The following is a 21,112-nucleotide window of genomic DNA, read 5'->3' as shown; positions in this document are numbered from 1 at the left end:
ACGTGACGTCAAACGGTGCGGCTGGTCAAGGCCGGTCGCACCGGGTCCGTGAGGAGGAAAGGCCTTGAAAGACTTGCTTAATCTGTTGAAAAACCAGGGTCAGATCGAAGAGTTCGATGCCATCCGTATTGGTCTGGCCTCGCCCGAGATGATCCGTTCCTGGTCCTTCGGTGAAGTCAAGAAGCCGGAGACCATCAACTACCGTACCTTCAAGCCGGAGCGCGATGGCCTGTTCTGCGCCAAGATCTTCGGCCCGGTGAAGGACTACGAGTGCCTGTGCGGTAAGTACAAGCGCCTGAAACACCGCGGTGTGATCTGCGAGAAGTGCGGCGTGGAAGTCGCGCTGGCCAAGGTGCGTCGTGAGCGCATGGGCCACATCGAGCTGGCCTCGCCGGTCGCCCACATCTGGTTCCTGAAGTCCCTGCCGTCCCGTATCGGCCTGCTGCTGGACATGACCCTGCGTGACATCGAGCGCGTGCTCTACTTCGAGAGCTACGTGGTAATCGATCCGGGCATGACCACCCTGGAGAAGGGCCAGCTGCTGAACGACGAGCAGTACTTCGAAGCCCTCGAAGAGTTCGGTGACGACTTCGACGCCCGCATGGGTGCAGAAGCCGTTCGCGAGCTGCTCAACGCTATCGATCTGGAACACGAGATTGGCCGCCTGCGCGAAGAGATTCCGCAGACCAACTCGGAAACCAAGATCAAGAAGCTGTCCAAGCGCCTGAAGCTGATGGAAGCCTTCCAGGGCTCCGGCAACCATCCCGAGTGGATGGTGCTGACCGTCCTGCCGGTGCTGCCGCCGGACCTGCGTCCGCTGGTTCCGCTGGATGGCGGCCGCTTCGCGACCTCGGATCTGAACGATCTGTATCGCCGCGTGATCAACCGTAACAACCGTCTGAAGCGCCTGCTCGACCTGGCAGCTCCGGACATCATCGTGCGTAACGAAAAGCGCATGCTGCAGGAAGCCGTCGACGCCCTGCTGGACAACGGTCGTCGCGGCCGTGCCATCACTGGCTCGAACAAGCGCCCGCTGAAGTCCCTGGCCGACATGATCAAGGGCAAGCAAGGTCGCTTCCGTCAGAACCTGCTCGGCAAGCGCGTGGACTACTCCGGTCGTTCGGTAATTACTGTAGGTCCGACCCTGCGTCTGCACCAGTGCGGTCTGCCGAAGAAAATGGCCCTGGAGCTGTTCAAGCCGTTCATCTTCGGCAAGCTGGAAGGTCGTGGCATGGCCACCACCATCAAGGCCGCCAAGAAGATGGTCGAGCGCGAGCTGCCGGAAGTATGGGACGTTCTCGCTGAAGTCATCCGCGAACACCCCGTACTGCTGAACCGAGCGCCGACCCTGCACCGTCTGGGCATCCAGGCGTTCGAGCCGGTACTGATCGAAGGTAAAGCCATCCAGCTGCACCCGCTGGTCTGCGCCGCGTACAACGCCGACTTCGACGGTGACCAGATGGCCGTGCACGTTCCGCTGACCCTCGAGGCTCAGCTGGAAGCGCGCGCGCTGATGATGTCCACCAACAACATTCTGTCGCCCGCCAACGGCGAGCCGATCATCGTTCCGTCGCAGGACGTGGTAATGGGTCTGTACTACATGACCCGTGAAGCGATCAACGCGAAGGGCGAGGGCATGGCTTTCGCAGACCTGCAGGAAGTTGACCGCGCGTACCGCAGCGGCCAAGTGTCCCTGCACGCCCGCGTAAAAGTGCGCATCAACGAGAAGATCAAGAACGAAGACGGCTCCCTGACCGCCAACACCCGTATCGTCGACTCCACCGTCGGCCGTGCGCTGCTGTTCCAGGTTGTCCCGGCCGGCCTGCCCTTCGACGTGGTCAACCAGTCGATGAAGAAGAAGGCGATCTCCAAGCTGATCAACCATTGCTACCGCGTGGTGGGTCTGAAGGACACCGTCATCTTCGCTGACCAACTGATGTACACCGGCTTCGCCTACTCGACCATCTCCGGTGTGTCGATCGGCGTGAACGACTTCGTCATCCCGGACGAAAAGGCTCGCATCATCGATGCCGCCACCGAGGAAGTGAAGGAGATCGAGAGCCAGTACGCCTCCGGCCTGGTAACCCAGGGCGAGAAGTACAACAAGGTGATCGACCTCTGGTCCAAGGCCAACGACGAAGTGTCCAAGGCGATGATGGCCAACCTCTCGAAAGAGAAGGTGACCGATCGCGAAGGCAAACAGGTCGACCAGGAGTCCTTCAACTCCATGTACATGATGGCGGACTCCGGTGCGCGGGGTTCCGCGGCCCAGATCCGTCAGCTGGCCGGTATGCGTGGCCTGATGGCCAAGCCGGACGGCTCCATCATCGAGACCCCGATCACCGCGAACTTCCGTGAAGGCCTGAACGTACTCCAGTACTTCATCTCCACTCACGGTGCTCGTAAAGGTCTGGCGGATACCGCACTGAAGACCGCGAACTCCGGTTACCTGACCCGTCGTCTCGTCGACGTGGCCCAGGACCTGGTCGTCACCGAGATCGACTGCGGTACCGAGCATGGCCTGGTCATGTCCCCGCACATCGAAGGCGGCGACGTGGTAGAGCCGCTGGGTGAGCGCGTCCTCGGCCGCGTAATTGCTCGCGACGTGTTCAAGCCGGGCAGCGACGACGTGATCGTCGAAGCCGGTACCCTGATCGACGAGAAGTGGGTCGATTTCCTCGAGCAGATGAGCGTCGACGAAGTCGTTGTACGTTCGCCGATCACCTGCGAAACCCGTCACGGCATCTGCGCCATGTGCTACGGCCGCGATCTGGCTCGTGGTCACCGCGTGAACATCGGTGAGGCTGTCGGCGTTATCGCTGCCCAGTCGATCGGTGAACCGGGTACCCAGCTGACCATGCGTACCTTCCACATCGGTGGTGCGGCGAGCCGTACTTCTGCCGTGGACAACGTACAGGTCAAGAACGGTGGCACCATCCGCCTGCACAACCTGAAGCACGTAGAGCGTGCAGACGGCGCCCTGGTAGCGGTTTCCCGTTCCGGCGAGCTGGCGGTAGCCGACGACTTCGGTCGTGAGCGCGAGCGCTACAAGCTGCCGTACGGTGCGGTGATTTCCGTGAAGGAAGGTGACAAGGTCGACCCGGGCGCCATCGTCGCCAAGTGGGACCCGCACACCCACCCGATCGTCACCGAGATGGACGGCACCGTGGCCTTCGTGGGCATGGAAGAGGGCATCACCATCAAGCGCCAGACCGACGAACTGACCGGTCTGACCAACATTGAAGTGATGGATCCGAAGGATCGTCCGGCTGCCGGCAAGGACATTCGTCCGGCCGTGAAGCTGATCGACGCCGCAGGCAAGGATCTGCTGCTGCCGGGTACCGACGTACCGGCCCAGTACTTCCTGCCGGCGAACGCCCTGGTCAACCTCAACGATGGCGCGAAAGTGCGAATCGGTGACGTTATCGCGCGTATCCCGCAGGAAACCTCGAAGACCCGCGACATTACCGGTGGTCTGCCGCGCGTTGCCGACCTGTTCGAAGCTCGTCGTCCGAAAGAGCCTTCGATCCTGGCGGAAATCAGCGGCACCATCTCCTTCGGCAAGGAAACCAAGGGCAAGCGCCGCCTGGTCATCACTCCCACCGACGGTAGCGATCCGTACGAGGAGCTGATTCCGAAGTGGCGTCACCTGAACGTGTTCGAAGGTGAACAGGTAAGCCGTGGTGAAGTGATCTCCGACGGCCCGAGCAACCCGCACGACATCCTCCGTCTGCTGGGCGTGAGCTCGCTGGCCAAGTACATCGTCAACGAGATCCAGGACGTTTACCGTCTGCAGGGCGTGAAGATCAACGACAAGCACATCGAGACCATCCTGCGCCAGATGCTGCGCAAGGTCGAAGTGGCCGAGTCGGGCGATTCGTCCTTCATCAAGGGCGACCAGGTCGAACTGGTTCACGTGCTGGAAGAGAACGAAGTACTGGGTACCCAGGACAAGTTCCCGGCCAAGTACGAGCGCGTTCTGCTGGGTATCACCAAGGCCTCGCTGTCCACCGAGTCGTTCATCTCGGCGGCATCCTTCCAGGAGACCACTCGCGTCCTCACCGAGGCAGCGGTCACCGGCAAGCGCGACTTCCTGCGCGGCCTGAAGGAAAACGTGGTCGTGGGTCGTCTGATCCCGGCAGGTACCGGTCTGGCTTACCACAGCGAGCGCAAGCGTCAGCGTGAACTCGGCAAACCGCAGCGTGTGAGCGCGAGCGAGGCCGAAGCAGCATTGGCCGAAGCGCTCAATCTGAGCGGTAACTAAGCCTCAAACGAAGCCCCGGTTGTCTTGACAACCGGGGCTTTGTCTTGACTGGAATCCGTAAGCTCTTTAGTATCTTGTACCCCGAAAATTGGCAGGGCGCTTGCTCTGTCCATTTTCGTTTTTAAGTGTCGTAAGACAATCAGTGGAGCTATAGATGGCAACTATCAACCAGCTGGTGCGCAAGCCGCGCAAGCGCCTGGTCGACAAGAGCGGCGTTCCTGCCCTGCAGAACTGCCCTCAGCGTCGCGGCGTATGCACCCGCGTATACACCACCACCCCGAAGAAGCCGAACTCCGCACTGCGTAAAGTGTGCCGTGTTCGCCTGACCAACGGTTTCGAGGTTTCCTCGTACATCGGCGGTGAAGGTCACAACCTGCAAGAGCACAGCGTAGTGCTGATCCGTGGCGGTCGTGTAAAGGACCTTCCGGGTGTTCGCTACCACACCGTGCGCGGTTCGCTGGACACCTCCGGTGTCAAAGACCGTAAGCAGGGTCGTTCGAAGTACGGCGCGAAGCGTCCGAAGTAATTTTGTTTTCCTATTTGCTGAGTCGATAAGAGTAAGGTCGGGCATCAAGTCCCGGATTACCTGAAGACCGTTTGAGGGCTTATCAATGCCAAGACGTCGTGTAGCGGCCAAACGTGAGATCCTGGCCGATCCGAAATACGGAAGCCAGATTCTGGCGAAGTTCATGAACCACGTGATGGAAAGCGGCAAGAAAGCCGTTGCCGAGCGTATCGTTTACGGTGCTCTGGACAAGGTCAAAGAGCGCGGTAAAGGCGACCCCCTGGAAATCTTCGAAAAAGCACTCGACGCCATCGCTCCGCTGGTCGAAGTGAAGTCCCGCCGTGTCGGCGGTGCTACTTACCAGGTTCCGGTCGAAGTACGTCCGTCCCGTCGTAATGCACTGGCCATGCGCTGGCTGGTGGACTTCGCCCGCAAGCGTGGCGAGAAGTCCATGGCTCTGCGCCTCGCTGGCGAGCTGCTGGATGCCGCTGAAGGCAAAGGCGCTGCTGTCAAGAAGCGCGAAGACGTGCACCGTATGGCCGAGGCCAACAAAGCGTTCTCGCACTACCGCTTCTAATTACGGCAACAACACTTCTGCGAGGGCTTTATGGCTCGTAACACAGCAATCAACCGCTACCGGAACATTGGTATCTGTGCCCACGTTGACGCGGGCAAGACCACCACTACCGAGCGGATCCTGTTCTACACAGGTCTCAGCCACAAGATGGGTGAGGTGCACGACGGCGCTGCTACCACCGACTGGATGGTGCAGGAGCAGGAGCGTGGTATCACCATCACCTCCGCTGCGATCACGACCTTCTGGGAAGGTTCGCGCGGCCAGTACGACAAGTACCGCGTAAACGTCATCGACACCCCCGGCCACGTAGACTTCACCATTGAAGTTGAGCGCTCCCTGCGCGTACTGGACGGCGCTGTCGTTGTGTTCTGCGGCACCTCCGGCGTTGAGCCGCAGTCCGAAACCGTATGGCGTCAAGCCAACAAATACGGTGTTCCGCGTATCGTTTACGTGAACAAGATGGACCGCGCCGGCGCCAACTTCCTGCGCGTCGTCGGTCAGATCAAGAATCGCCTGGGTCACACCCCGGTCCCGGTTCAGCTGGCTATCGGTGCAGAAGATGACTTCCAGGGTCAGGTTGACCTGCTGAAGATGAAGGCCATCTACTGGAACGAAGACGACAAAGGCACTTCCTACCGCGAGGAAGAAATTCCTGCGGATATGGTTGAGCTGGCCACCGAGTGGCGCAACAACATGGTCGAGGCTGCTGCCGAAGCCAACGAAGAGCTGATGAACAAGTACCTGGAAGAGGGTGAGCTGTCGATCGAAGAGATCAAGGCTGGCCTGCGTCTGCGTACTATCGCCTGCGAAATCGTACCGGCTGTCTGCGGCTCGTCATTCAAGAACAAGGGCGTGCCCCTGGTTCTCGACGCCGTGATCGACTTCCTGCCTGCTCCGACCGAGATCCCTGCAATCCAGGGTATCCACCCGGATCACATTGACGACGGCGACGAAGCTCCGAAGGACGATCGTCCTGCTGACGACAATGCTCCGTTCTCGGCTCTGGCATTCAAGATCGCCACTGACCCGTTCGTAGGTACTCTGACCTTCGTTCGCGTCTACTCGGGCGTTCTGGAGTCTGGTAACTCGGTTATCAACTCCGTGAAAGGCAAGAAAGAGCGCGTTGGTCGTATGGTGCAGATGCACGCCAACCAGCGTGACGAGATCAAAGAAGTACGCGCTGGCGACATCGCTGCTCTGATCGGCATGAAGGACGTCACCACTGGTGACACCCTGTGCGACATCGAGAAGCCGATCATCCTCGAGCGTATGGACTTCCCGGAGCCGGTAATCTCGGTAGCTGTTGAGCCGAAGACCAAGGCTGACCAGGAGAAGATGGGTATCGCCCTCGGCAAGCTGGCTCAGGAAGACCCGTCGTTCCGCGTGAAGACCGACGAAGAAACCGGCCAGACCATCATCTCCGGTATGGGTGAGCTGCACCTGGACATCCTCGTCGACCGCATGAAGCGTGAATTCGGCGTTGAGGCGAACATCGGCAAGCCGCAGGTTTCGTACCGCGAAACCATCTCGAAGGACAACATCGAGATCGAAGGCAAGTTCGTTCGTCAGTCCGGTGGTCGTGGTCAGTTCGGTCACTGCTGGATTCGTTTCTCGACTCCGGATGTGGACGACAAGGGCAACATCACCGAAGGCCTGGTCTTCACCAACGAAGTCGTGGGCGGTGTGGTTCCGAAGGAATACATCCCGGCCATCCAGAAAGGCATCGAAGAGCAGATGAAGAACGGCGTTGTCGCCGGTTATCCGCTGATCGGCCTGAAGGCGACCGTCTTCGATGGTTCCTACCACGACGTCGACTCCAACGAGATGGCGTTCAAGATCGCCGCCTCCATGGCGACCAAGCAGCTGGCCCAGAAGGGCGGCGGCAAGGTTCTGGAGCCGATCATGAAAGTGGAAGTGGTGACTCCTGAGGACTACATGGGTGACGTGATGGGTGACCTGAACCGTCGTCGTGGTCTGATTCAGGGGATGGAAGACTCGGTTTCCGGTAAGGTTATCCGTGCCGAGGTTCCGCTGGGCGAGATGTTCGGTTACGCAACCGACGTGCGTTCCATGTCCCAGGGTCGCGCTAGCTACTCCATGGAATTCTCCAAGTACGCTGAAGCTCCGGCGAACGTCGTCGAAGCTCTGGCTAAAAAACAAGCTTGATTCAGCTCTTTTAGTAGAGGTTACTCTCGTGGCTAAAGAAAAATTTGAACGTAACAAACCGCACGTCAACGTCGGCACCATCGGTCACGTTGACCACGGAAAAACCACTCTGACCGCTGCTCTGACCAAGGTCTGCTCCGAGACCTGGGGTGGCTCCGCTCGCGCTTTCGACCAGATCGACAACGCGCCGGAAGAGAAGGCTCGTGGTATCACCATCAACACCTCTCACGTTGAATACGACTCGCCGGTACGCCACTACGCTCACGTAGACTGCCCGGGCCACGCCGACTACGTGAAGAACATGATCACCGGTGCTGCCCAGATGGACGGCGCGATCCTGGTTTGCTCGGCTGCTGACGGCCCCATGCCGCAGACCCGCGAGCACATCCTGCTGTCCCGCCAGGTAGGCGTTCCTTACATCGTCGTGTTCCTGAACAAGGCCGACATGGTTGACGACGCCGAGCTGCTGGAACTGGTCGAAATGGAAGTTCGCGATCTGCTGAACACCTACGACTTCCCGGGCGACGACACTCCGATCGTGATCGGTTCCGCTCTGATGGCCCTGAACGGCCAGGACGACAACGAGATGGGCGTTTCCGCCGTGCGCAAGCTGGTAGAAACCCTGGACTCGTACATCCCTGAGCCCGAGCGCGCCATCGACAAGCCGTTCCTGATGCCGATCGAAGACGTATTCTCGATCTCCGGTCGTGGCACCGTGGTAACTGGCCGTGTTGAGCGTGGCATCGTCAAGATCCAGGAAGAAGTGGAAATCGTTGGTATCAAGGCGACCACCAAAACTACCTGCACCGGCGTTGAAATGTTCCGCAAGCTGCTCGACGAAGGTCGTGCTGGTGAGAACGTTGGCGTCCTGCTGCGTGGTACCAAGCGTGAAGACGTAGAGCGTGGCCAGGTTCTGGCCAAGCCGGGCACCATCAAGCCGCACACCAAGTTCGAGTGCGAAGTGTACGTGCTGTCCAAAGAAGAAGGTGGTCGTCACACCCCGTTCTTCAAAGGCTACCGTCCGCAGTTCTACTTCCGTACCACCGACGTAACCGGCAACTGCGAACTGCCGGAAGGCGTTGAAATGGTAATGCCGGGCGACAACGTGAAAATGGTTGTCACCCTGATCGCTCCGATCGCCATGGAAGATGGTCTGCGCTTCGCGATTCGCGAAGGCGGCCGTACCGTTGGCGCCGGCGTGGTTGCCAAGATCATCGAGTAATCGCTGATCTGCTCCAGAAAAAGGGACCCTTCGGGGTCCCTTTTTCGTTGAGTTGGTTAAATATTGACACCCTCCAGGCGCATCCGTACAATTGCGCCTCCTTTTAACGGGCGGAGTCCGTCCGTTGGGAATGGCAACTTGGAGTCTGAGGTCAAATGCAAAATCAACAAATCCGTATTCGGTTGAAGGCTTTTGATCACCGCCTGATCGACCAATCTACCCAGGAAATCGTGGAAACCGCGAAACGTACTGGCGCTCAGGTGCGTGGTCCGATTCCTCTGCCGACCCGCAAGGAACGTTACACCGTGCTGATTTCCCCGCACGTCAACAAGGACGCTCGTGACCAGTACGAAATTCGTACCCACAAGCGTGTTCTCGACATCGTTCAGCCGACCGACAAAACCGTCGACGCGCTGATGAAGCTCGACCTTGCTGCTGGCGTCGAAGTACAGATCAGCCTCGGCTAATGCCTTCGGCATTGGTCGTGTAACGCTCTGAAATGGGCGGCCATAGCGGGTGAAAGCCCCGTACACTAAAGAGGTTCTAAAGATGACAATTGGTGTTGTCGGTCGTAAGTGCGGCATGACCCGCATCTTCACCGAAGATGGTGTCTCTATTCCGGTCACGGTCATTGAGGTCGAGCCGAATCGCGTCACCCAGTTCAAAAACGAAGAAAGCGATGGCTATCGCGCTGTGCAGGTAACTGCTGGCGAGCGTCGTGCTTCTCGCGTGACCAAGGCGCAAGCCGGTCACTTTGCCAAGGCGAATGTCGCCGCCGGTCGCGGCGTGTGGGAATTCCGTCTGGGTGAAGAGGAGTTCAAGGCAGGCGATTCCATTTCTGTCGACCTGTTCCAGGCCGGTCAGCTGGTAGACGTTACTGGCGAGTCCAAGGGTAAAGGCTTCGCCGGTACCATCAAGCGCTGGAACTTCCGTGGTCAAGATAACACCCACGGTAACTCCGTTTCCCACCGCGTCCCGGGTTCCATCGGCCAGTGCCAGACTCCTGGTCGAGTGTTCAAGGGCAAAAAAATGTCGGGCCACATGGGTGCTGAGCGTGTAACCGTTCAATCCCTTGAGGTCGTGCGTGTCGATGCAGAGCGCAATCTGCTGCTGGTCAAAGGTGCCGTTCCCGGCGCTACCGGTGGTGATGTGCTGGTGCGTCCGGCAGCCAAGGCTCGCGGTTAAGAGAGGAAGCTGAGATGCAACTGAATGTAAATGGCGCTCAGGCGATCGAAGTTTCCGAGCGTACTTTTGGTAGCGAATTCAACGAGACCCTGGTTCACCAGGCAGTCGTAGCCTACATGGCTGGCGGCCGTCAGGGCACCAAGGCTCAGAAAACTCGTTCCGAAGTCTCCGGTGGTGGCAAGAAGCCGTGGCGTCAGAAGGGCACTGGTCGTGCTCGTGCTGGCACCATTCGTAGCCCCATCTGGCGTGGCGGCGGCGCGACCTTCGCGGCCAAGCCCCAGGATCACTCCCAGAAGCTCAACAAGAAGATGTACCGCGCTGCTCTGCGCTCCATCCTCTCTGAGCTGGTTCGTCTGGACCGTCTGGTTGTCGTTGCCGACTTCGCTGTCGATGCACCGAAGACCAAAGGTCTGGTCAGCAAGCTGGAAGGCCTGGGCCTGAAAGATGTACTGATCGTCACCGAAGGCGTCGATGAGAACCTGTACCTGGCAGCTCGCAACCTGGCCCACGTCGATGTGCGTGACGTCCAGGCTTCCGATCCGGTCAGCCTCATCGCCTACGACAAGGTGCTGGTCACCGTGTCCGCCGTGAAGAAGTTCGAGGAGCTGCTGGCATGAACCAGGAACGCGTATTCAAAGTGCTGCTGGGCCCGCATATCTCCGAGAAGGCCACTGGCCTGGCGGACGGCAACAGCCAATTCGTTTTCAAGGTTGCCACTGATGCAACCAAGCTGGAAATCAAGAAGGCCGTAGAAAGCCTGTTCGGCGTGAAAGTACGTCGCGTCACCACCCTGAACGTTCAGGGCAAGACCAAGCGTACCGTTCGCGGCCTGGGCAAGCGTAACGACTGGAAAAAAGCGTACATCGCTCTCCAGCCGGGCCAGGATCTCGATTTCGCAGCTGGCGCTGAGTAAAGGGGTGCATCATGGCAATCGTTAAATGCAAACCGACTTCCGCTGGTCGTCGTTTCGTCGTCAAGGTAGTGAACCAGGACCTGCACAAAGGTGCTCCGTTCGCTCCCCTGCTCGAGAAGAAGTCCAAGTCGGGCGGCCGTAACAACAACGGTCGTATCACCACCCGTCATATCGGTGGTGGCCACAAGCAGCACTATCGTCTGGTCGACTTCCGTCGCAACAAGGATGGCATCCCTGCCATCGTTGAACGCGTCGAATACGATCCGAACCGTACTGCTCACATCGCTCTGCTGAAATACGCGGACGGCGAGCGTCGTTACATCATCGCCCCCAAAGGCGTGGTGGCTGGCGATCAACTGATCTCCGGTATCGGCGCTCCGATCAAGGCCGGCAACAACATGCCGCTGCGCAACATCCCGGTTGGTAGCACCATCCACGGTATCGAACTGAAGCCTGGCAAAGGCGCTCAGATCGCTCGCTCCGCTGGCGCTTCGGCTCAGCTGGTTGCCCGTGAAGGTGCATACGTAACCGTACGTCTGCGTTCCGGTGAGATGCGTAAAGTCCTGGCTGACTGCCGTGCGACCCTGGGCGAAGTCTCGAACTCCGAGCACAGCCTGCGTTCGCTGGGTAAAGCCGGTGCCAAACGCTGGCGTGGCGTTCGCCCGACCGTTCGTGGTGTTGCCATGAACCCGGTCGACCACCCGCATGGTGGTGGTGAAGGTCGTACCTCTGCTGGTCGTCATCCGGTATCGCCGTGGGGTCTTCAGACCAAGGGTAAGAAGACTCGCGCGAACAAGCGTACCGACAACATGATCGTCCGTCGCCGCAAGTAAATAGAGGGATACGACAGTGCCACGTTCTCTGAAAAAAGGTCCTTTTATCGATCTTCACCTGCTGAAGAAGATCGAAGTGGCGGTGGAAAAGAACGACCGCAAGCCGATCAAGACCTGGTCGCGCCGTTCGATGATTCTGCCGCACATGGTTGGTCTGACCATCGCTGTCCACAACGGCCGTCAACACGTGCCGGTCCTGGTCAACGAAGACATGGTCGGTCACAAACTCGGCGAGTTCGCTGCTACCCGCACTTATCGTGGGCACGCTGCGGACAAGAAAGCCAAGCGTTAAGGGGTAAGGAAGATGGAAGTAGCCGCTAAGCTCTCGGGCGCTCGTATCTCCGCCCAGAAAGCCCGCTTGGTCGCCGACCAGATCCGCGGGAAGAAGGTGGGCGATGCGCTCAACCTCCTGGCTTTCAGCAACAAGAAAGCCGCCGAGATCATGAAGAAAGTGCTGGAGTCGGCCGTTGCCAACGCCGAGCACAACGAAGGCGCCGATGTAGACGATCTCAAAGTCTCCACCGTCTTCGTCAACGAAGGTCGTTCGCTCAAGCGCATCATGCCGCGTGCCAAAGGCCGTGCTGATCGCATCGTCAAGCGGTCTTGCCATATCACTGTCAAGGTTGCGGACAAGTAACGGAGTCGATCAGATGGGTCAGAAAGTACATCCCAATGGCATCCGCCTGGGTATCGTCAAGGAGCACACCTCCGTTTGGTACGCAGATAAGCGCACTTACGCCGATTATCTGTTCGCCGACCTGAAGGTACGTGAGTATCTCCAAGACAAACTAAAAAGCGCGTCCGTAAGCCGTATCGATATCCATCGTCCGGCTCAGACTGCACGTATCACCATCCACACCGCTCGTCCCGGCATCGTGATCGGCAAGAAAGGTGAAGATGTTGAGAAGCTGCGTCAGGACCTGACCAAGCAAATGGGTGTGCCGGTGCACATCAACATCGAAGAGATCCGCAAGCCGGAACTCGACGGTATGCTGGTTGCGCAAAGCGTAGCTCAGCAGCTGGAGCGTCGCGTTATGTTCCGTCGCGCCATGAAGCGCGCTGTACAGAACGCCATGCGCATTGGTGCCAAAGGCATCAAGATCCAGGTAAGCGGTCGTCTGGGCGGCGCTGAAATCGCTCGTACCGAGTGGTATCGCGAAGGTCGTGTGCCCCTGCACACCCTGCGTGCCGACATCGACTACGCAACCTACGAAGCGCACACCACCTACGGTGTGATCGGTGTGAAGGTTTGGATCTTCAAAGGCGAGGTCATTGGTGGCCGCCAGGAAGAGCTGAAGCCCCAAGCGCCCGCTCCTCGTAAAAAAGCTGCTAAGTAAGGAGTACGCAAATGCTGCAACCCAAGCGTACGAAGTTCCGCAAGCAAATGACCGGTCACAACCGTGGCCTGGCTCATCGCGGTTCTAAAGTCAGCTTCGGCGAGTTTGCCCTCAAGGCAACCAGCCGTGGCCGTCTCACCGCGCGTCAGATCGAGTCCGCACGTCGTGCGCTGACCCGTCACGTTAAACGTGGCGGCAAGATCTGGATTCGCGTATTCCCCGACAAGCCTGTTACCAAGAAGCCCCTGGAAGTACGTATGGGTAAAGGTAAGGGCGGCGTCGAGTACTGGGTAGCCCAGATTCAACCGGGCAAGGTCCTGTACGAGATCGAGGGTGTATCCGAAGAGCTGGCGCGTGAGGCATTCGCCCTGGCTGCTGCAAAGCTGCCGCTCGCCACCTCCTTTGTTAAGCGGACGGTGATGTGATGAAAGCGAATGAACTTCGTGAAAAATCCGTTGAGCAGCTGAACGAGCAACTGCTCGGCCTGCTGCGCGACCAGTTCAATCTGCGCATGCAGAAAGCAACTGGCCAGTTGGGGCAGTCTCACCTGCTCTCGCAGGTTAAGCGCGACATCGCTCGCGTGAAAACTGTGCTCAACCAGCAAGCAGGTAAGTAATCATGGCTGAAGCTCAGAAAACCGTCCGTACGCTGACTGGCCGCGTCGTCAGCGACAAGATGGACAAGACCGTCACCGTTCTGATCGAGCGCCGCGTTAAGCACCCGATCTACGGCAAATACGTGAAGCGTTCGACCAAACTGCACGCACACGACGAAACCAATCAGTGCCGCATTGGTGACCTGGTCACCATTCGCGAGACTCGTCCGCTGGCCAAGACCAAGGCCTGGACCCTGGTTGATGTCGTTGAGCGCGCGGTTGAAGTCTAAGGGTCGGAGATAGAAGATGATTCAGACTCAATCCATGCTCGAAGTCGCTGATAACAGCGGCGCGCGTCGCGTAATGTGCATCAAGGTGCTCGGCGGTTCCCACCGCCGTTACGCCGGCATTGGCGACATCATCAAGGTCACCGTCAAGGAAGCAATTCCGCGTGGCAAGGTGAAGAAGGGCCAGGTAATGACTGCCGTGGTCGTTCGCACCAAGCACGGCGTACGTCGTACCGACGGTTCCATCATTCGCTTCGACGGCAACGCCGCCGTCCTGCTGAACAACAAGCAGGAGCCGATCGGCACCCGTATCTTCGGGCCGGTGACTCGTGAACTTCGTACTGAGAAGTTCATGAAGATCGTCTCCCTTGCCCCTGAAGTGCTGTAAGGAGTAGCCGTCATGCAAAAAATTCGTCGTGACGACGAAGTCATCGTCATTGCCGGCAAGGACAAGGGCAAGCGTGGCAAAGTGATCAAGGTTCTGGCTGATGACCGTCTGGTTGTTGGCGGTGTGAACCTGGTCAAGCGCCACACCAAGCCCAACCCCATGCTCAACCAGCAAGGCGGGATCGTCGAGAAGGAGGCGCCTCTGCACGTCTCCAACGTCGCCATCTTCAACGCTGAAACCAACAAGGCTGACCGCGTTGGTTTCAAAGTCGAAGACGGTAAGAAGATTCGTGTCTTCAAGTCGACCCAGAAACCGGTTCAGGCTTGAGGGAGCTAGGTAGATCACCATGGCACGATTGAAAGAAATTTATCGGAAGGAAATCGCTCCCAAGCTGAAGCAAGAGCTTCAGCTGGCGAACGTGATGGAAGTTCCGCGCGTTACCAAAATCACCCTGAACATGGGTCTTGGCGAAGCTGTCGGCGACAAAAAAGTCATCGAGAGCGCCGTAGCTGATCTGGAAAAGATCGCGGGTCAGAAGCCGGTCGTGACTTACGCTCGTAAGTCAATCGCTGGCTTCAAGATTCGTGAAGGCTGGCCGATCGGCGTTAAAGTCACCCTGCGTGGCGATCGCATGTACGAGTTCCTGGACCGTCTGCTGTCGATCTCCCTGCCGCGCGTTCGTGACTTCCGCGGTCTGAATGCCAAGTCCTTCGACGGCCGTGGCAACTACAGCATGGGCGTCAAAGAGCAGATCATCTTCCCGGAAATCGATTACGACAAGATCGATGCCCTCCGCGGTATGGATATCACTCTGACCACTACCGCGCGTTCGGATGATGAAGGTCGTGCGCTGCTGCGCGCCTTCAAATTCCCGTTCCGCAACTGATTGGAGTAGGACCATGGCTAAAGAGAGCATGAAGAACCGTGAGCTGAAGCGTCAGCGCACGGTAGCCAAGTACGCCAAAAAGCGTGCCGAGCTGAAAGCGATCATCGTTAATCCGAGCACCACTGCGGAAGATCGTTGGAACGCCCAGGTCGCCCTGCAGAAGCAACCGCGTGACGCGAGCGCCAGCCGCCTGCGTAACCGTTGCCGTCTGACCGGTCGTCCGCACGGTTACTACCGCAAGTTCGGCCTGAGCCGTAACAAGCTGCGTGAAGCGGCTATGCGCGGTGACGTACCGGGCCTGGTGAAAGCCAGCTGGTAAGTGATAGGCGGAGTCGGTAACGGCTCCGTTGATCGCTTTGCGAAGCAAGCCCCCTTGTGGGGCTTGATTCGTTTTTGAGCGATCTCTAGAATACCCGGCTCCCCCGAGCCCGGGTTTTATCTCGCCTGGCGTTTTGAGGGCGAGTTATGAAGTTGAAGGCTTATCTTTTGTATCAGGAGCATTAAGCCCATGAGTATGCAGGACCCGTTAGCAGACATGCTAACTCGCATCCGTAATGCCCAGATGGCTGAGAAGACCGTCGTGAGCATGCCGTCTTCCAAGCTGAAAGCGGCAGTCGCCAAAGTCCTCAAGGACGAAGGCTATATTGCGGATTTCCAAGTCACCGCCGAGGCCAAGCCTCTGCTGTCGATCGAGCTGAAGTACTTCGAAGGCAAGCCTGTCATCGAGGAAGTGAAGCGAATCAGCCGTCCTGGCCTGCGCCAGTACAAATCCGTAGACCAGCTGCCGAAAGTTCGCGGCGGCCTGGGCGTTTCGATCGTCTCCACCAACAAAGGTGTGATGACTGACCGTGCTGCCCGTGCCGCTGGCGTCGGTGGCGAAGTGCTCTGCACTGTGTTCTAAGGGGAATCAGCATGTCTCGCGTTGCTAAGAACCCCGTCATTCTGCCCGCCGGCGTTGAAATCAAGCTGGCTGGTCAGGAACTTTCGATCAAGGGTGCCAAAGGCGCTCTCGAGCTGAAAGTACATCCGTCCGTCGAAGTCATTCAGGACAACGGTGAGCTGCGTTTCGCTGCGCGTAACGGCGACCAGCAGACCCGTGCCATGGCCGGTACCACCCGCGCTCTGGTCAACAACATGGTAATCGGCGTCAGCCAGGGCTTCGAGCGCAAGCTCCAGCTGGTTGGTGTTGGTTACAAAGCGCAGGCCAAAGGCCAAGTGCTGTCCCTGGCTCTCGGCTTCTCCCACCCGGTTGATTACGAACTGCCTGCCGGCATCGTCGCGGAAACCCCCAGCCAGACCGACATCCTGATCAAGGGTATCGACAAGCAGCTGGTTGGCCAGGTTGCCGCGGAAATCCGCGACTTCCGTCCGCCGGAGCCGTACAAAGGCAAGGGCGTGCGTTACGCCGACGAAGTCGTCCTTCGTAAAGAAGCCAAGAAGAAGTAGGGCATAGCAAATGAGCGTCAAGAAAGAAACCCGTCTGCGCCGCGCTCGCAAGGCTCGCCTGAAGATGCGCGAACTGGAAGCCGTACGCCTCTGCGTGTACCGCTCCTCCCAGCACATCTACGCCCAGGTCATTGCAGCCGACGGCGGCAAGGTCCTGGCCAGCGCCTCGACCCTGGACAAAGAACTGCGCGAAGCTGCCACTGGCAACGTCGACGCAGCCAAGAAAGTTGGTCAACTGGTCGCGGAACGCGCCAAGGCTGCCGGCGTCACTCAGGTGGCGTTCGACCGTTCTGGCTTCAAGTACCACGGTCGTATCAAGGCCCTGGCTGATGCCGCTCGTGAAGGCGGTCTGGAGTTCTAAGTTATGGCAAACAACGATCAAAAGCGCGACGAAGGCTACATCGAGAAGCTGGTTCAAGTGAACCGCGTCGCCAAAACCGTAAAAGGTGGCCGTATCTTCGCCTTCACCGCGCTGACCGTGGTTGGCGATGGCAAGGGCCGTGTTGGCTTCGGTCGTGGCAAGGCGCGTGAAGTGCCGGCCGCTATCCAGAAGGCAATGGAAGCTGCTCGCCGCAACATGATCCAGGTTGATCTGAACGGCACCACCCTGCAGTACCCGACCAAGTCCGCCCATGGCGCCTCCAAGGTGTACATGCAGCCGGCTTCCGAAGGTACCGGCATCATCGCCGGCGGCGCCATGCGCGCTGTCCTGGAAGTTGCTGGTGTGCAGAACGTTCTGGCGAAGTGCTACGGCTCCACCAATCCGGTGAACGTGGTCTACGCAACCTTCAAGGGCCTGAAGAACATGCAGTCCCCTGAGTCGGTAGCGGCCAAGCGTGGCAAGAGCGTCGAGGAGATTCTCTAACCATGGCAACTGTCAAAGTTACCCTGATCAAGAGCCTGAACGGCCGTCTGGCCAATCACAAGGCTTGCGTCAAAGGCCTCGGCCTGCGTCGCATTAATCACACCGTCGAAGTTCAGGACACTCCTGAAAACCGCGGCATGATTAACAAGGCCTACTACCTGCTGCGTGTGGAGGGTTAATCCATGCAACTGAACGATCTGCGTTCCGCGCCGGGTGCCCGTCGCGAAAAGCACCGTCCGGGCCGTGGCATCGGTAGCGGTCTGGGCAAGACCGGTGGCCGTGGTCACAAAGGTCAAACCTCCCGCTCCGGTGGCTCCATTGCTCCGGGCTTCGAGGGTGGTCAGCAGCCGCTGCACCGTCGTCTGCCGAAGTTCGGCTTCAACTCGCTGAAAGCCATGGATCGCGCAGAAGTGCGCACTTCCGAACTGGCCAAGGTTGAGGGTGATGTCGTAACCGTGCAGGCCCTGAAGGATGCCAACGTGATTAACCAGAACGTACAGCGTGTGAAAGTCATGCTGTCGGGCGACGTTACTCGCGCGGTCACTCTGAAAGGCATCGGCGCCACCAAGGGCGCTCGTGCGGCTATCGAAGCAGCTGGCGGCAAAATCGAGGACTAAATGGCTAAGCAAGGTGCTCTCTCTGCGCTGAGCAACGGTGGTGGTTTGTCCGAGCTCTGGGCACGTCTGCGTTTCCTGTTCCTGGCGATCATCGTCTATCGGATCGGCGCGCATATCCCAGTCCCGGGCATCAACCCCGATCGCTTGGCGGCACTGTTCCGGCAGAACGAGGGGACCATTCTTAGCCTCTTCAACATGTTTTCCGGCGGCGCGCTGGAGCGCATGAGTATCTTTGCACTGGGGATCATGCCGTACATCTCGGCGTCGATCATCATGCAGCTCATGACCGCTATCAGCCCGCAGCTGGAGCAGTTGAAGAAAGAGGGTGAGTCTGGGCGTCGCAAGATCAGCCAGTACACCCGCTACGCAACTCTCGCCCTGGCACTCGTCCAGGCCATTGGCATGTCCATTGGTCTGGGTAGTCAGGGTGTGGCCTTCTCCAACGACTTCGGCTTCTACTTCGTGTCGGTCACCACCTTCGTGGCGGGTGCACTGTTCATGATGTGGCTGGGTGAGCAGATCACCGAGCGGGGTGTCGGCAACGGCATCTCCATGTTGATCTTCTCCGGTATCGTCGCGGGTCTGCCCCGAGCAATCGGCCAGTCCTTCGAGTCCGCGCGTCAAGGTGACATCAACATCTTCGCCCTGATCGCCATCGGCCTGCTGGCCGTGGCCATCATCGCGTTCGTGGTGTTCATCGAGCGTGGTCAGCGTCGTATTGCCGTGCATTACGCCAAGCGCCAGCAAGGTCGCAAGGTGTTTGCTGCCCAAACGAGCCATCTGCCGCTGAAAGTGAACATGGCGGGTGTGATTCCCGCGATCTTCGCCAGCAGCATTCTGCTGTTCCCGGCATCCCTGGGTGCCTGGTTCGGTCAGTCGGAAGGCCTGGGTTGGCTGCAGGACGTCGCGCAAGCGATCGCTCCGGGGCAGCCGCTGAACATTCTGCTGTTTAGTGCAGGGATCGTTTTCTTCTGCTTCTTCTACACGGCGCTGATGTTCAACCCGAAGGACGTGGCGGAAAACCTCAAGAAGTCCGGTGCATTTATTCCGGGTATTCGTCCGGGCGAACAGTCGGCTCGCTATATCGATGGCGTACTGACCCGTTTGACCATGTTCGGTGCCCTGTACATGACGGCTGTGTGCCTGCTGCCCCAGTTCCTGGTCGTAGCTGCTCACGTACCGTTCTACCTTGGCGGGACCTCGTTGCTGATCGTGGTCGTGGTTGTGATGGACTTTATGGCCCAAGTACAATCGCACCTCGTTTCTCACCAGTACGAATCCCTCATGAAGAAAGCCAACCTGAAGGGCTATGGCAGCGGTCTGCTGCGCTGACCCGTAAGGTTCGAGGAGTCACTGATGAAAGTTCGTGCATCGGTTAAGAAGCTGTGCCGTAACTGCAAGATCGTCCGTCGCGAAGGCGTCGTACGCGTGATCTGCAGCTCGGAGCCGCGTCACAAACAGCGCCAAGGCTGAGTGTGATTCACGCGTGATAGCCCGGCAGCTAGTGTGCTGCCGGGTTGATTATTTGTTTTTACAGCGCTAATATCCGCGCCCTTTCTTGGCTCCCTGGGCGCCGGGTAGCTGTCAATTGGAGTTTTTCTGAATGGCCCGTATTGCAGGCGTAAACATTCCGGATAACAAGCACACTGTTATCTCGCTGACCTACATCTATGGTGTTGGTCGCACTACCGCACAGAGCATCTGTGCAGCCACCGGCATCAGCCCGGCTGTAAAGATCAAAGAGCTGAGCGAAGAGCAGATCGATTCGCTGCGTACCGAAGTGGCCAAACTGACCACCGAAGGTGACCTGCGTCGCGAAATCAACATGAATATCAAGCGTCTGATGGACCTCGGTTGCTACCGCGGTCTGCGTCATCGTCGTGGTCTGCCGGTTCGCGGTCAGCGTACCAAGACCAACGCGCGTACCCGTAAGGGCCCGCGTAAGCCGATCCGCAAGTAATCGCTTAGGAATATAGTCATGGCAAAACCTGCTGCTCGTCCTCGCAAGAAAGTCAAAAAGACGGTGGTTGACGGGATCGCGCATATCCACGCGTCCTTCAACAACACCATCGTTACCATCACCGACCGTCAGGGCAACGCTCTGTCCTGGGCCACTTCCGGTGGTTCGGGTTTCCGCGGCTCGCGTAAGAGCACTCCGTTCGCTGCCCAGGTAGCGGCCGAGCGTGCCGGCCAGGCTGCTCTGGAATACGGTCTGAAGAACCTTGACGTAAACGTCAAGGGCCCGGGCCCGGGCCGCGAGTCGGCTGTTCGTGCGCTGAATGCCTGCGGTTACAAGATCGCCAGCATCACCGACGTAACCCCGATCCCGCATAACGGCTGCCGTCCGCCGAAAAAGCGTCGCGTGTAATAGGAGACAGTGAGAAATGGCTCGTTACATTGGTCCCAAGTGCAAACTGTCCCGCCGCGAAGGCACTGACCTCTTCCTGAAGAGCGGCGTTCGTGCCCTCGACTCGAAGTGCAAGGCAGAACAAGTTCCCGGCCAGCATGGCCAGCGTCGTGGTCGCCTGTCCGACTACGGCCTGCAGCTGCGCGAGAAGCAAAAAGTTCGCCGCATCTACGGCGTTCTGGAACGTCAATTCCGTGGCTACTATCAGGAAGCGTCCCGCCGCAAGGGCTCCACAGGTGAAAACCTGCTGCAGCTGCTTGAGTGCCGTCTGGACAACGTCGTCTACCGTATGGGCTTCGGTTCCACTCGTTCCGAATCCCGTCAGCTGGTGTCCCACAAGACCATCAGCGTCAACGGTCAGACCGTAAACGTACCGTCCTACCAGGTCAAAGTTGGCGACGTCGTTGCTGTTCGCGAGAAATCGAAGAACCAGCTGCGTATCGCTCAAGCTCTGGACCTGTGCGCCCAGCGCGGTCGCGTTGAGTGGGTCGACGTGGACTCGGAGAAGAAAGCTGGCACCTTCAAAAGTGTCCCGGCTCGTGCCGATCTGTCCGCCGACATCAACGAAAACCTGATTGTCGAGCTCTACTCCAAGTAAGGGCTAGAAAATAGGTGCATC

At 58.6% G+C, this 21,112-nt stretch carries 31 protein-coding genes; all 31 read left to right on the top strand.

The genetic code is table 11. The features are described from left to right. Positions 1 to 64 precede the first annotated feature (64 nt). Entirely contained in the window at positions 65 to 4,264 is a 4,200-nt protein-coding gene (gene rpoC / locus AC2T4A_RS01540; protein ID WP_045217354.1) for a DNA-directed RNA polymerase subunit beta', read from the top strand. Between the two features lie 154 nt (positions 4,265 to 4,418). Beyond that, positions 4,419 to 4,790, top strand: a complete 372-nt coding sequence (gene rpsL / locus AC2T4A_RS01535) for a 30S ribosomal protein S12 (RefSeq protein ID WP_015475317.1) — start codon at positions 4,419 to 4,421, stop codon at positions 4,788 to 4,790. An 85-nt stretch (positions 4,791 to 4,875) separates the two neighbouring features. Beyond that, positions 4,876 to 5,346 carry a 30S ribosomal protein S7 gene (gene rpsG, locus AC2T4A_RS01530; protein ID WP_024767125.1) on the top strand — a complete coding sequence of 157 codons (471 nt, stop codon included), beginning with the start codon at positions 4,876 to 4,878 and terminating at the stop codon, positions 5,344 to 5,346. Between the two features lie 30 nt (positions 5,347 to 5,376). Continuing rightward, positions 5,377 to 7,512, top strand: a complete 2,136-nt coding sequence (gene fusA, locus AC2T4A_RS01525; protein WP_045217356.1) for an elongation factor G — start codon at positions 5,377 to 5,379, stop codon at positions 7,510 to 7,512. A gap of 28 nt (positions 7,513 to 7,540) precedes the next feature. Further along, positions 7,541 to 8,734, top strand: coding sequence for an elongation factor Tu (gene tuf, locus AC2T4A_RS01520; protein ID WP_054910987.1), 1,194 nt, complete (start codon positions 7,541 to 7,543; stop codon positions 8,732 to 8,734). A gap of 155 nt (positions 8,735 to 8,889) precedes the next feature. Then, positions 8,890 to 9,201: a 30S ribosomal protein S10 gene (gene rpsJ, locus AC2T4A_RS01515; protein WP_003243886.1), complete on the top strand. Its 312-nt coding sequence runs from the start codon at positions 8,890 to 8,892 to the stop codon at positions 9,199 to 9,201. Between the two features lie 82 nt (positions 9,202 to 9,283). Next, positions 9,284 to 9,919, top strand: coding sequence for a 50S ribosomal protein L3 (gene rplC, locus AC2T4A_RS01510; protein WP_024767389.1), 636 nt, complete (start codon positions 9,284 to 9,286; stop codon positions 9,917 to 9,919). Between the two features lie 14 nt (positions 9,920 to 9,933). Further along, positions 9,934 to 10,536, top strand: coding sequence for a 50S ribosomal protein L4 (gene rplD / locus AC2T4A_RS01505; protein ID WP_017521904.1), 603 nt, complete (start codon positions 9,934 to 9,936; stop codon positions 10,534 to 10,536). After that, positions 10,533 to 10,832: a 50S ribosomal protein L23 gene (gene rplW / locus AC2T4A_RS01500; RefSeq protein ID WP_015475322.1), complete on the top strand. Its 300-nt coding sequence runs from the start codon at positions 10,533 to 10,535 to the stop codon at positions 10,830 to 10,832. Before rplD ends, rplW begins: the two co-directional genes overlap by 4 nt. 11 nt (positions 10,833 to 10,843) lie before the next feature. Further along, positions 10,844 to 11,665, top strand: a complete 822-nt coding sequence (gene rplB, locus AC2T4A_RS01495) for a 50S ribosomal protein L2 (RefSeq protein WP_024767388.1) — start codon at positions 10,844 to 10,846, stop codon at positions 11,663 to 11,665. Positions 11,666 to 11,681: 16 nt separating this feature from the next. Then, positions 11,682 to 11,957, top strand: coding sequence for a 30S ribosomal protein S19 (rpsS, locus tag AC2T4A_RS01490; RefSeq protein WP_015475324.1), 276 nt, complete (start codon positions 11,682 to 11,684; stop codon positions 11,955 to 11,957). Positions 11,958 to 11,969: 12 nt separating this feature from the next. Next, entirely contained in the window at positions 11,970 to 12,302 is a 333-nt protein-coding gene (gene rplV, locus AC2T4A_RS01485; protein ID WP_015475325.1) for a 50S ribosomal protein L22, read from the top strand. 13 nt (positions 12,303 to 12,315) lie between these two features. Continuing rightward, entirely contained in the window at positions 12,316 to 13,002 is a 687-nt protein-coding gene (gene rpsC, locus AC2T4A_RS01480; RefSeq protein WP_024767387.1) for a 30S ribosomal protein S3, read from the top strand. An 11-nt stretch (positions 13,003 to 13,013) separates the two neighbouring features. Next, positions 13,014 to 13,427 (top strand): 50S ribosomal protein L16, encoded by a 414-nt coding sequence (gene rplP / locus AC2T4A_RS01475; RefSeq protein WP_009617163.1) that lies wholly within the window; start codon positions 13,014 to 13,016, stop codon positions 13,425 to 13,427. Beyond that, positions 13,427 to 13,618 (top strand): 50S ribosomal protein L29, encoded by a 192-nt coding sequence (gene rpmC / locus AC2T4A_RS01470; protein WP_003093720.1) that lies wholly within the window; start codon positions 13,427 to 13,429, stop codon positions 13,616 to 13,618. Before rplP ends, rpmC begins: the two co-directional genes overlap by 1 nt. Positions 13,619 to 13,620: 2 nt before the next feature. Further along, entirely contained in the window at positions 13,621 to 13,887 is a 267-nt protein-coding gene (rpsQ, locus tag AC2T4A_RS01465) for a 30S ribosomal protein S17 (RefSeq protein ID WP_024767386.1), read from the top strand. A 16-nt stretch (positions 13,888 to 13,903) separates the two neighbouring features. After that, positions 13,904 to 14,272 (top strand): 50S ribosomal protein L14, encoded by a 369-nt coding sequence (gene rplN, locus AC2T4A_RS01460; protein ID WP_017521901.1) that lies wholly within the window; start codon positions 13,904 to 13,906, stop codon positions 14,270 to 14,272. Positions 14,273 to 14,284: 12 nt separating this feature from the next. Next, positions 14,285 to 14,599 (top strand): 50S ribosomal protein L24, encoded by a 315-nt coding sequence (gene rplX / locus AC2T4A_RS01455; RefSeq protein ID WP_045215317.1) that lies wholly within the window; start codon positions 14,285 to 14,287, stop codon positions 14,597 to 14,599. 19 nt (positions 14,600 to 14,618) lie between these two features. Beyond that, positions 14,619 to 15,158, top strand: coding sequence for a 50S ribosomal protein L5 (gene rplE, locus AC2T4A_RS01450; RefSeq protein WP_017521899.1), 540 nt, complete (start codon positions 14,619 to 14,621; stop codon positions 15,156 to 15,158). A gap of 13 nt (positions 15,159 to 15,171) precedes the next feature. Then, a complete protein-coding gene (gene rpsN / locus AC2T4A_RS01445; protein ID WP_024767384.1) occupies positions 15,172 to 15,477 on the top strand; it encodes a 30S ribosomal protein S14 in 306 nt (101 codons plus the stop codon). Positions 15,478 to 15,666: 189 nt separating this feature from the next. Further along, complete coding sequence (gene rpsH, locus AC2T4A_RS01440) at positions 15,667 to 16,059, top strand: 30S ribosomal protein S8 (protein ID WP_015475331.1); 393 nt, start codon at positions 15,667 to 15,669, stop codon at positions 16,057 to 16,059. A gap of 11 nt (positions 16,060 to 16,070) precedes the next feature. Beyond that, positions 16,071 to 16,604 (top strand): 50S ribosomal protein L6, encoded by a 534-nt coding sequence (rplF, locus tag AC2T4A_RS01435; RefSeq protein WP_015475332.1) that lies wholly within the window; start codon positions 16,071 to 16,073, stop codon positions 16,602 to 16,604. Positions 16,605 to 16,614: 10 nt separating this feature from the next. Then, positions 16,615 to 16,965: a 50S ribosomal protein L18 gene (gene rplR / locus AC2T4A_RS01430; RefSeq protein WP_017521897.1), complete on the top strand. Its 351-nt coding sequence runs from the start codon at positions 16,615 to 16,617 to the stop codon at positions 16,963 to 16,965. Positions 16,966 to 16,968: 3 nt separating this feature from the next. Then, positions 16,969 to 17,469, top strand: coding sequence for a 30S ribosomal protein S5 (gene rpsE, locus AC2T4A_RS01425; RefSeq protein ID WP_009617173.1), 501 nt, complete (start codon positions 16,969 to 16,971; stop codon positions 17,467 to 17,469). A 2-nt stretch (positions 17,470 to 17,471) separates the two neighbouring features. Continuing rightward, positions 17,472 to 17,648, top strand: a complete 177-nt coding sequence (gene rpmD / locus AC2T4A_RS01420) for a 50S ribosomal protein L30 (protein WP_009617174.1) — start codon at positions 17,472 to 17,474, stop codon at positions 17,646 to 17,648. 3 nt (positions 17,649 to 17,651) lie between these two features. Beyond that, positions 17,652 to 18,086: a 50S ribosomal protein L15 gene (gene rplO / locus AC2T4A_RS01415; RefSeq protein WP_017521896.1), complete on the top strand. Its 435-nt coding sequence runs from the start codon at positions 17,652 to 17,654 to the stop codon at positions 18,084 to 18,086. Beyond that, positions 18,087 to 19,418, top strand: coding sequence for a preprotein translocase subunit SecY (gene secY / locus AC2T4A_RS01410; protein WP_017521895.1), 1,332 nt, complete (start codon positions 18,087 to 18,089; stop codon positions 19,416 to 19,418). Positions 19,419 to 19,442: 24 nt separating this feature from the next. Next, positions 19,443 to 19,559 carry a 50S ribosomal protein L36 gene (gene rpmJ / locus AC2T4A_RS01405; protein WP_045215308.1) on the top strand — a complete coding sequence of 39 codons (117 nt, stop codon included), beginning with the start codon at positions 19,443 to 19,445 and terminating at the stop codon, positions 19,557 to 19,559. Between the two features lie 130 nt (positions 19,560 to 19,689). Beyond that, the gene (gene rpsM / locus AC2T4A_RS01400) at positions 19,690 to 20,046 is read left to right on the top strand and encodes a 30S ribosomal protein S13 (RefSeq protein ID WP_024767079.1); all 357 of its coding nucleotides are present in this window, start codon (positions 19,690 to 19,692) and stop codon (positions 20,044 to 20,046) included. Between the two features lie 18 nt (positions 20,047 to 20,064). Further along, positions 20,065 to 20,454, top strand: coding sequence for a 30S ribosomal protein S11 (rpsK, locus tag AC2T4A_RS01395; protein WP_003093689.1), 390 nt, complete (start codon positions 20,065 to 20,067; stop codon positions 20,452 to 20,454). 16 nt (positions 20,455 to 20,470) lie between these two features. Next, positions 20,471 to 21,091 carry a 30S ribosomal protein S4 gene (gene rpsD, locus AC2T4A_RS01390; protein WP_416746402.1) on the top strand — a complete coding sequence of 207 codons (621 nt, stop codon included), beginning with the start codon at positions 20,471 to 20,473 and terminating at the stop codon, positions 21,089 to 21,091. Positions 21,092 to 21,112: the final 21 nt, after the last annotated feature.

It is taken from the genome of Pseudomonas sp. PVC-3-1, assembly GCF_057444315.1.
The sequence above is the reverse complement of the archived record's forward strand: the minus strand, read 5'-3'. Positions and strand labels throughout refer to the sequence as shown.

Excerpts from the sequence above, each read along its gene's own strand:
- rpsK (WP_003093689.1), top strand. The coding sequence starts at position 20,065 with ATGGCAAAACCTGCTGCTCGTCCTCGCAAGAAAGTCAAAAAGACGGTG.
- rplW (WP_015475322.1), top strand. The coding sequence starts at position 10,533 with ATGAACCAGGAACGCGTATTCAAAGTGCTGCTGGGCCCGCATATCTCC.
- rpsE (WP_009617173.1), top strand. The coding sequence starts at position 16,969 with ATGGCAAACAACGATCAAAAGCGCGACGAAGGCTACATCGAGAAGCTG.
- rpmC (WP_003093720.1), top strand. The coding sequence starts at position 13,427 with ATGAAAGCGAATGAACTTCGTGAAAAATCCGTTGAGCAGCTGAACGAG.
- rpsH (WP_015475331.1), top strand. The coding sequence starts at position 15,667 with ATGAGTATGCAGGACCCGTTAGCAGACATGCTAACTCGCATCCGTAAT.
- rplE (WP_017521899.1), top strand. The coding sequence starts at position 14,619 with ATGGCACGATTGAAAGAAATTTATCGGAAGGAAATCGCTCCCAAGCTG.
- fusA (WP_045217356.1), top strand. The coding sequence starts at position 5,377 with ATGGCTCGTAACACAGCAATCAACCGCTACCGGAACATTGGTATCTGT.
- rplO (WP_017521896.1), top strand. The coding sequence starts at position 17,652 with ATGCAACTGAACGATCTGCGTTCCGCGCCGGGTGCCCGTCGCGAAAAG.
- rplP (WP_009617163.1), top strand. The coding sequence starts at position 13,014 with ATGCTGCAACCCAAGCGTACGAAGTTCCGCAAGCAAATGACCGGTCAC.
- rplD (WP_017521904.1), top strand. The coding sequence starts at position 9,934 with ATGCAACTGAATGTAAATGGCGCTCAGGCGATCGAAGTTTCCGAGCGT.
- rplN (WP_017521901.1), top strand. The coding sequence starts at position 13,904 with ATGATTCAGACTCAATCCATGCTCGAAGTCGCTGATAACAGCGGCGCG.
- rpsD (WP_416746402.1), top strand. The coding sequence starts at position 20,471 with ATGGCTCGTTACATTGGTCCCAAGTGCAAACTGTCCCGCCGCGAAGGC.
- rplC (WP_024767389.1), top strand. The coding sequence starts at position 9,284 with ATGACAATTGGTGTTGTCGGTCGTAAGTGCGGCATGACCCGCATCTTC.
- secY (WP_017521895.1), top strand. The coding sequence starts at position 18,087 with ATGGCTAAGCAAGGTGCTCTCTCTGCGCTGAGCAACGGTGGTGGTTTG.
- rpsN (WP_024767384.1), top strand. The coding sequence starts at position 15,172 with ATGGCTAAAGAGAGCATGAAGAACCGTGAGCTGAAGCGTCAGCGCACG.
- rpsQ (WP_024767386.1), top strand. The coding sequence starts at position 13,621 with ATGGCTGAAGCTCAGAAAACCGTCCGTACGCTGACTGGCCGCGTCGTC.
- rplF (WP_015475332.1), top strand. The coding sequence starts at position 16,071 with ATGTCTCGCGTTGCTAAGAACCCCGTCATTCTGCCCGCCGGCGTTGAA.
- rpsM (WP_024767079.1), top strand. The coding sequence starts at position 19,690 with ATGGCCCGTATTGCAGGCGTAAACATTCCGGATAACAAGCACACTGTT.
- rpmD (WP_009617174.1), top strand. The coding sequence starts at position 17,472 with ATGGCAACTGTCAAAGTTACCCTGATCAAGAGCCTGAACGGCCGTCTG.
- rplV (WP_015475325.1), top strand. The coding sequence starts at position 11,970 with ATGGAAGTAGCCGCTAAGCTCTCGGGCGCTCGTATCTCCGCCCAGAAA.
- rpsC (WP_024767387.1), top strand. The coding sequence starts at position 12,316 with ATGGGTCAGAAAGTACATCCCAATGGCATCCGCCTGGGTATCGTCAAG.
- rpmJ (WP_045215308.1), top strand. The coding sequence starts at position 19,443 with ATGAAAGTTCGTGCATCGGTTAAGAAGCTGTGCCGTAACTGCAAGATC.
- rplB (WP_024767388.1), top strand. The coding sequence starts at position 10,844 with ATGGCAATCGTTAAATGCAAACCGACTTCCGCTGGTCGTCGTTTCGTC.
- rpsJ (WP_003243886.1), top strand. The coding sequence starts at position 8,890 with ATGCAAAATCAACAAATCCGTATTCGGTTGAAGGCTTTTGATCACCGC.
- rpsG (WP_024767125.1), top strand. The coding sequence starts at position 4,876 with ATGCCAAGACGTCGTGTAGCGGCCAAACGTGAGATCCTGGCCGATCCG.
- rplX (WP_045215317.1), top strand. The coding sequence starts at position 14,285 with ATGCAAAAAATTCGTCGTGACGACGAAGTCATCGTCATTGCCGGCAAG.
- rplR (WP_017521897.1), top strand. The coding sequence starts at position 16,615 with ATGAGCGTCAAGAAAGAAACCCGTCTGCGCCGCGCTCGCAAGGCTCGC.
- rpsL (WP_015475317.1), top strand. The coding sequence starts at position 4,419 with ATGGCAACTATCAACCAGCTGGTGCGCAAGCCGCGCAAGCGCCTGGTC.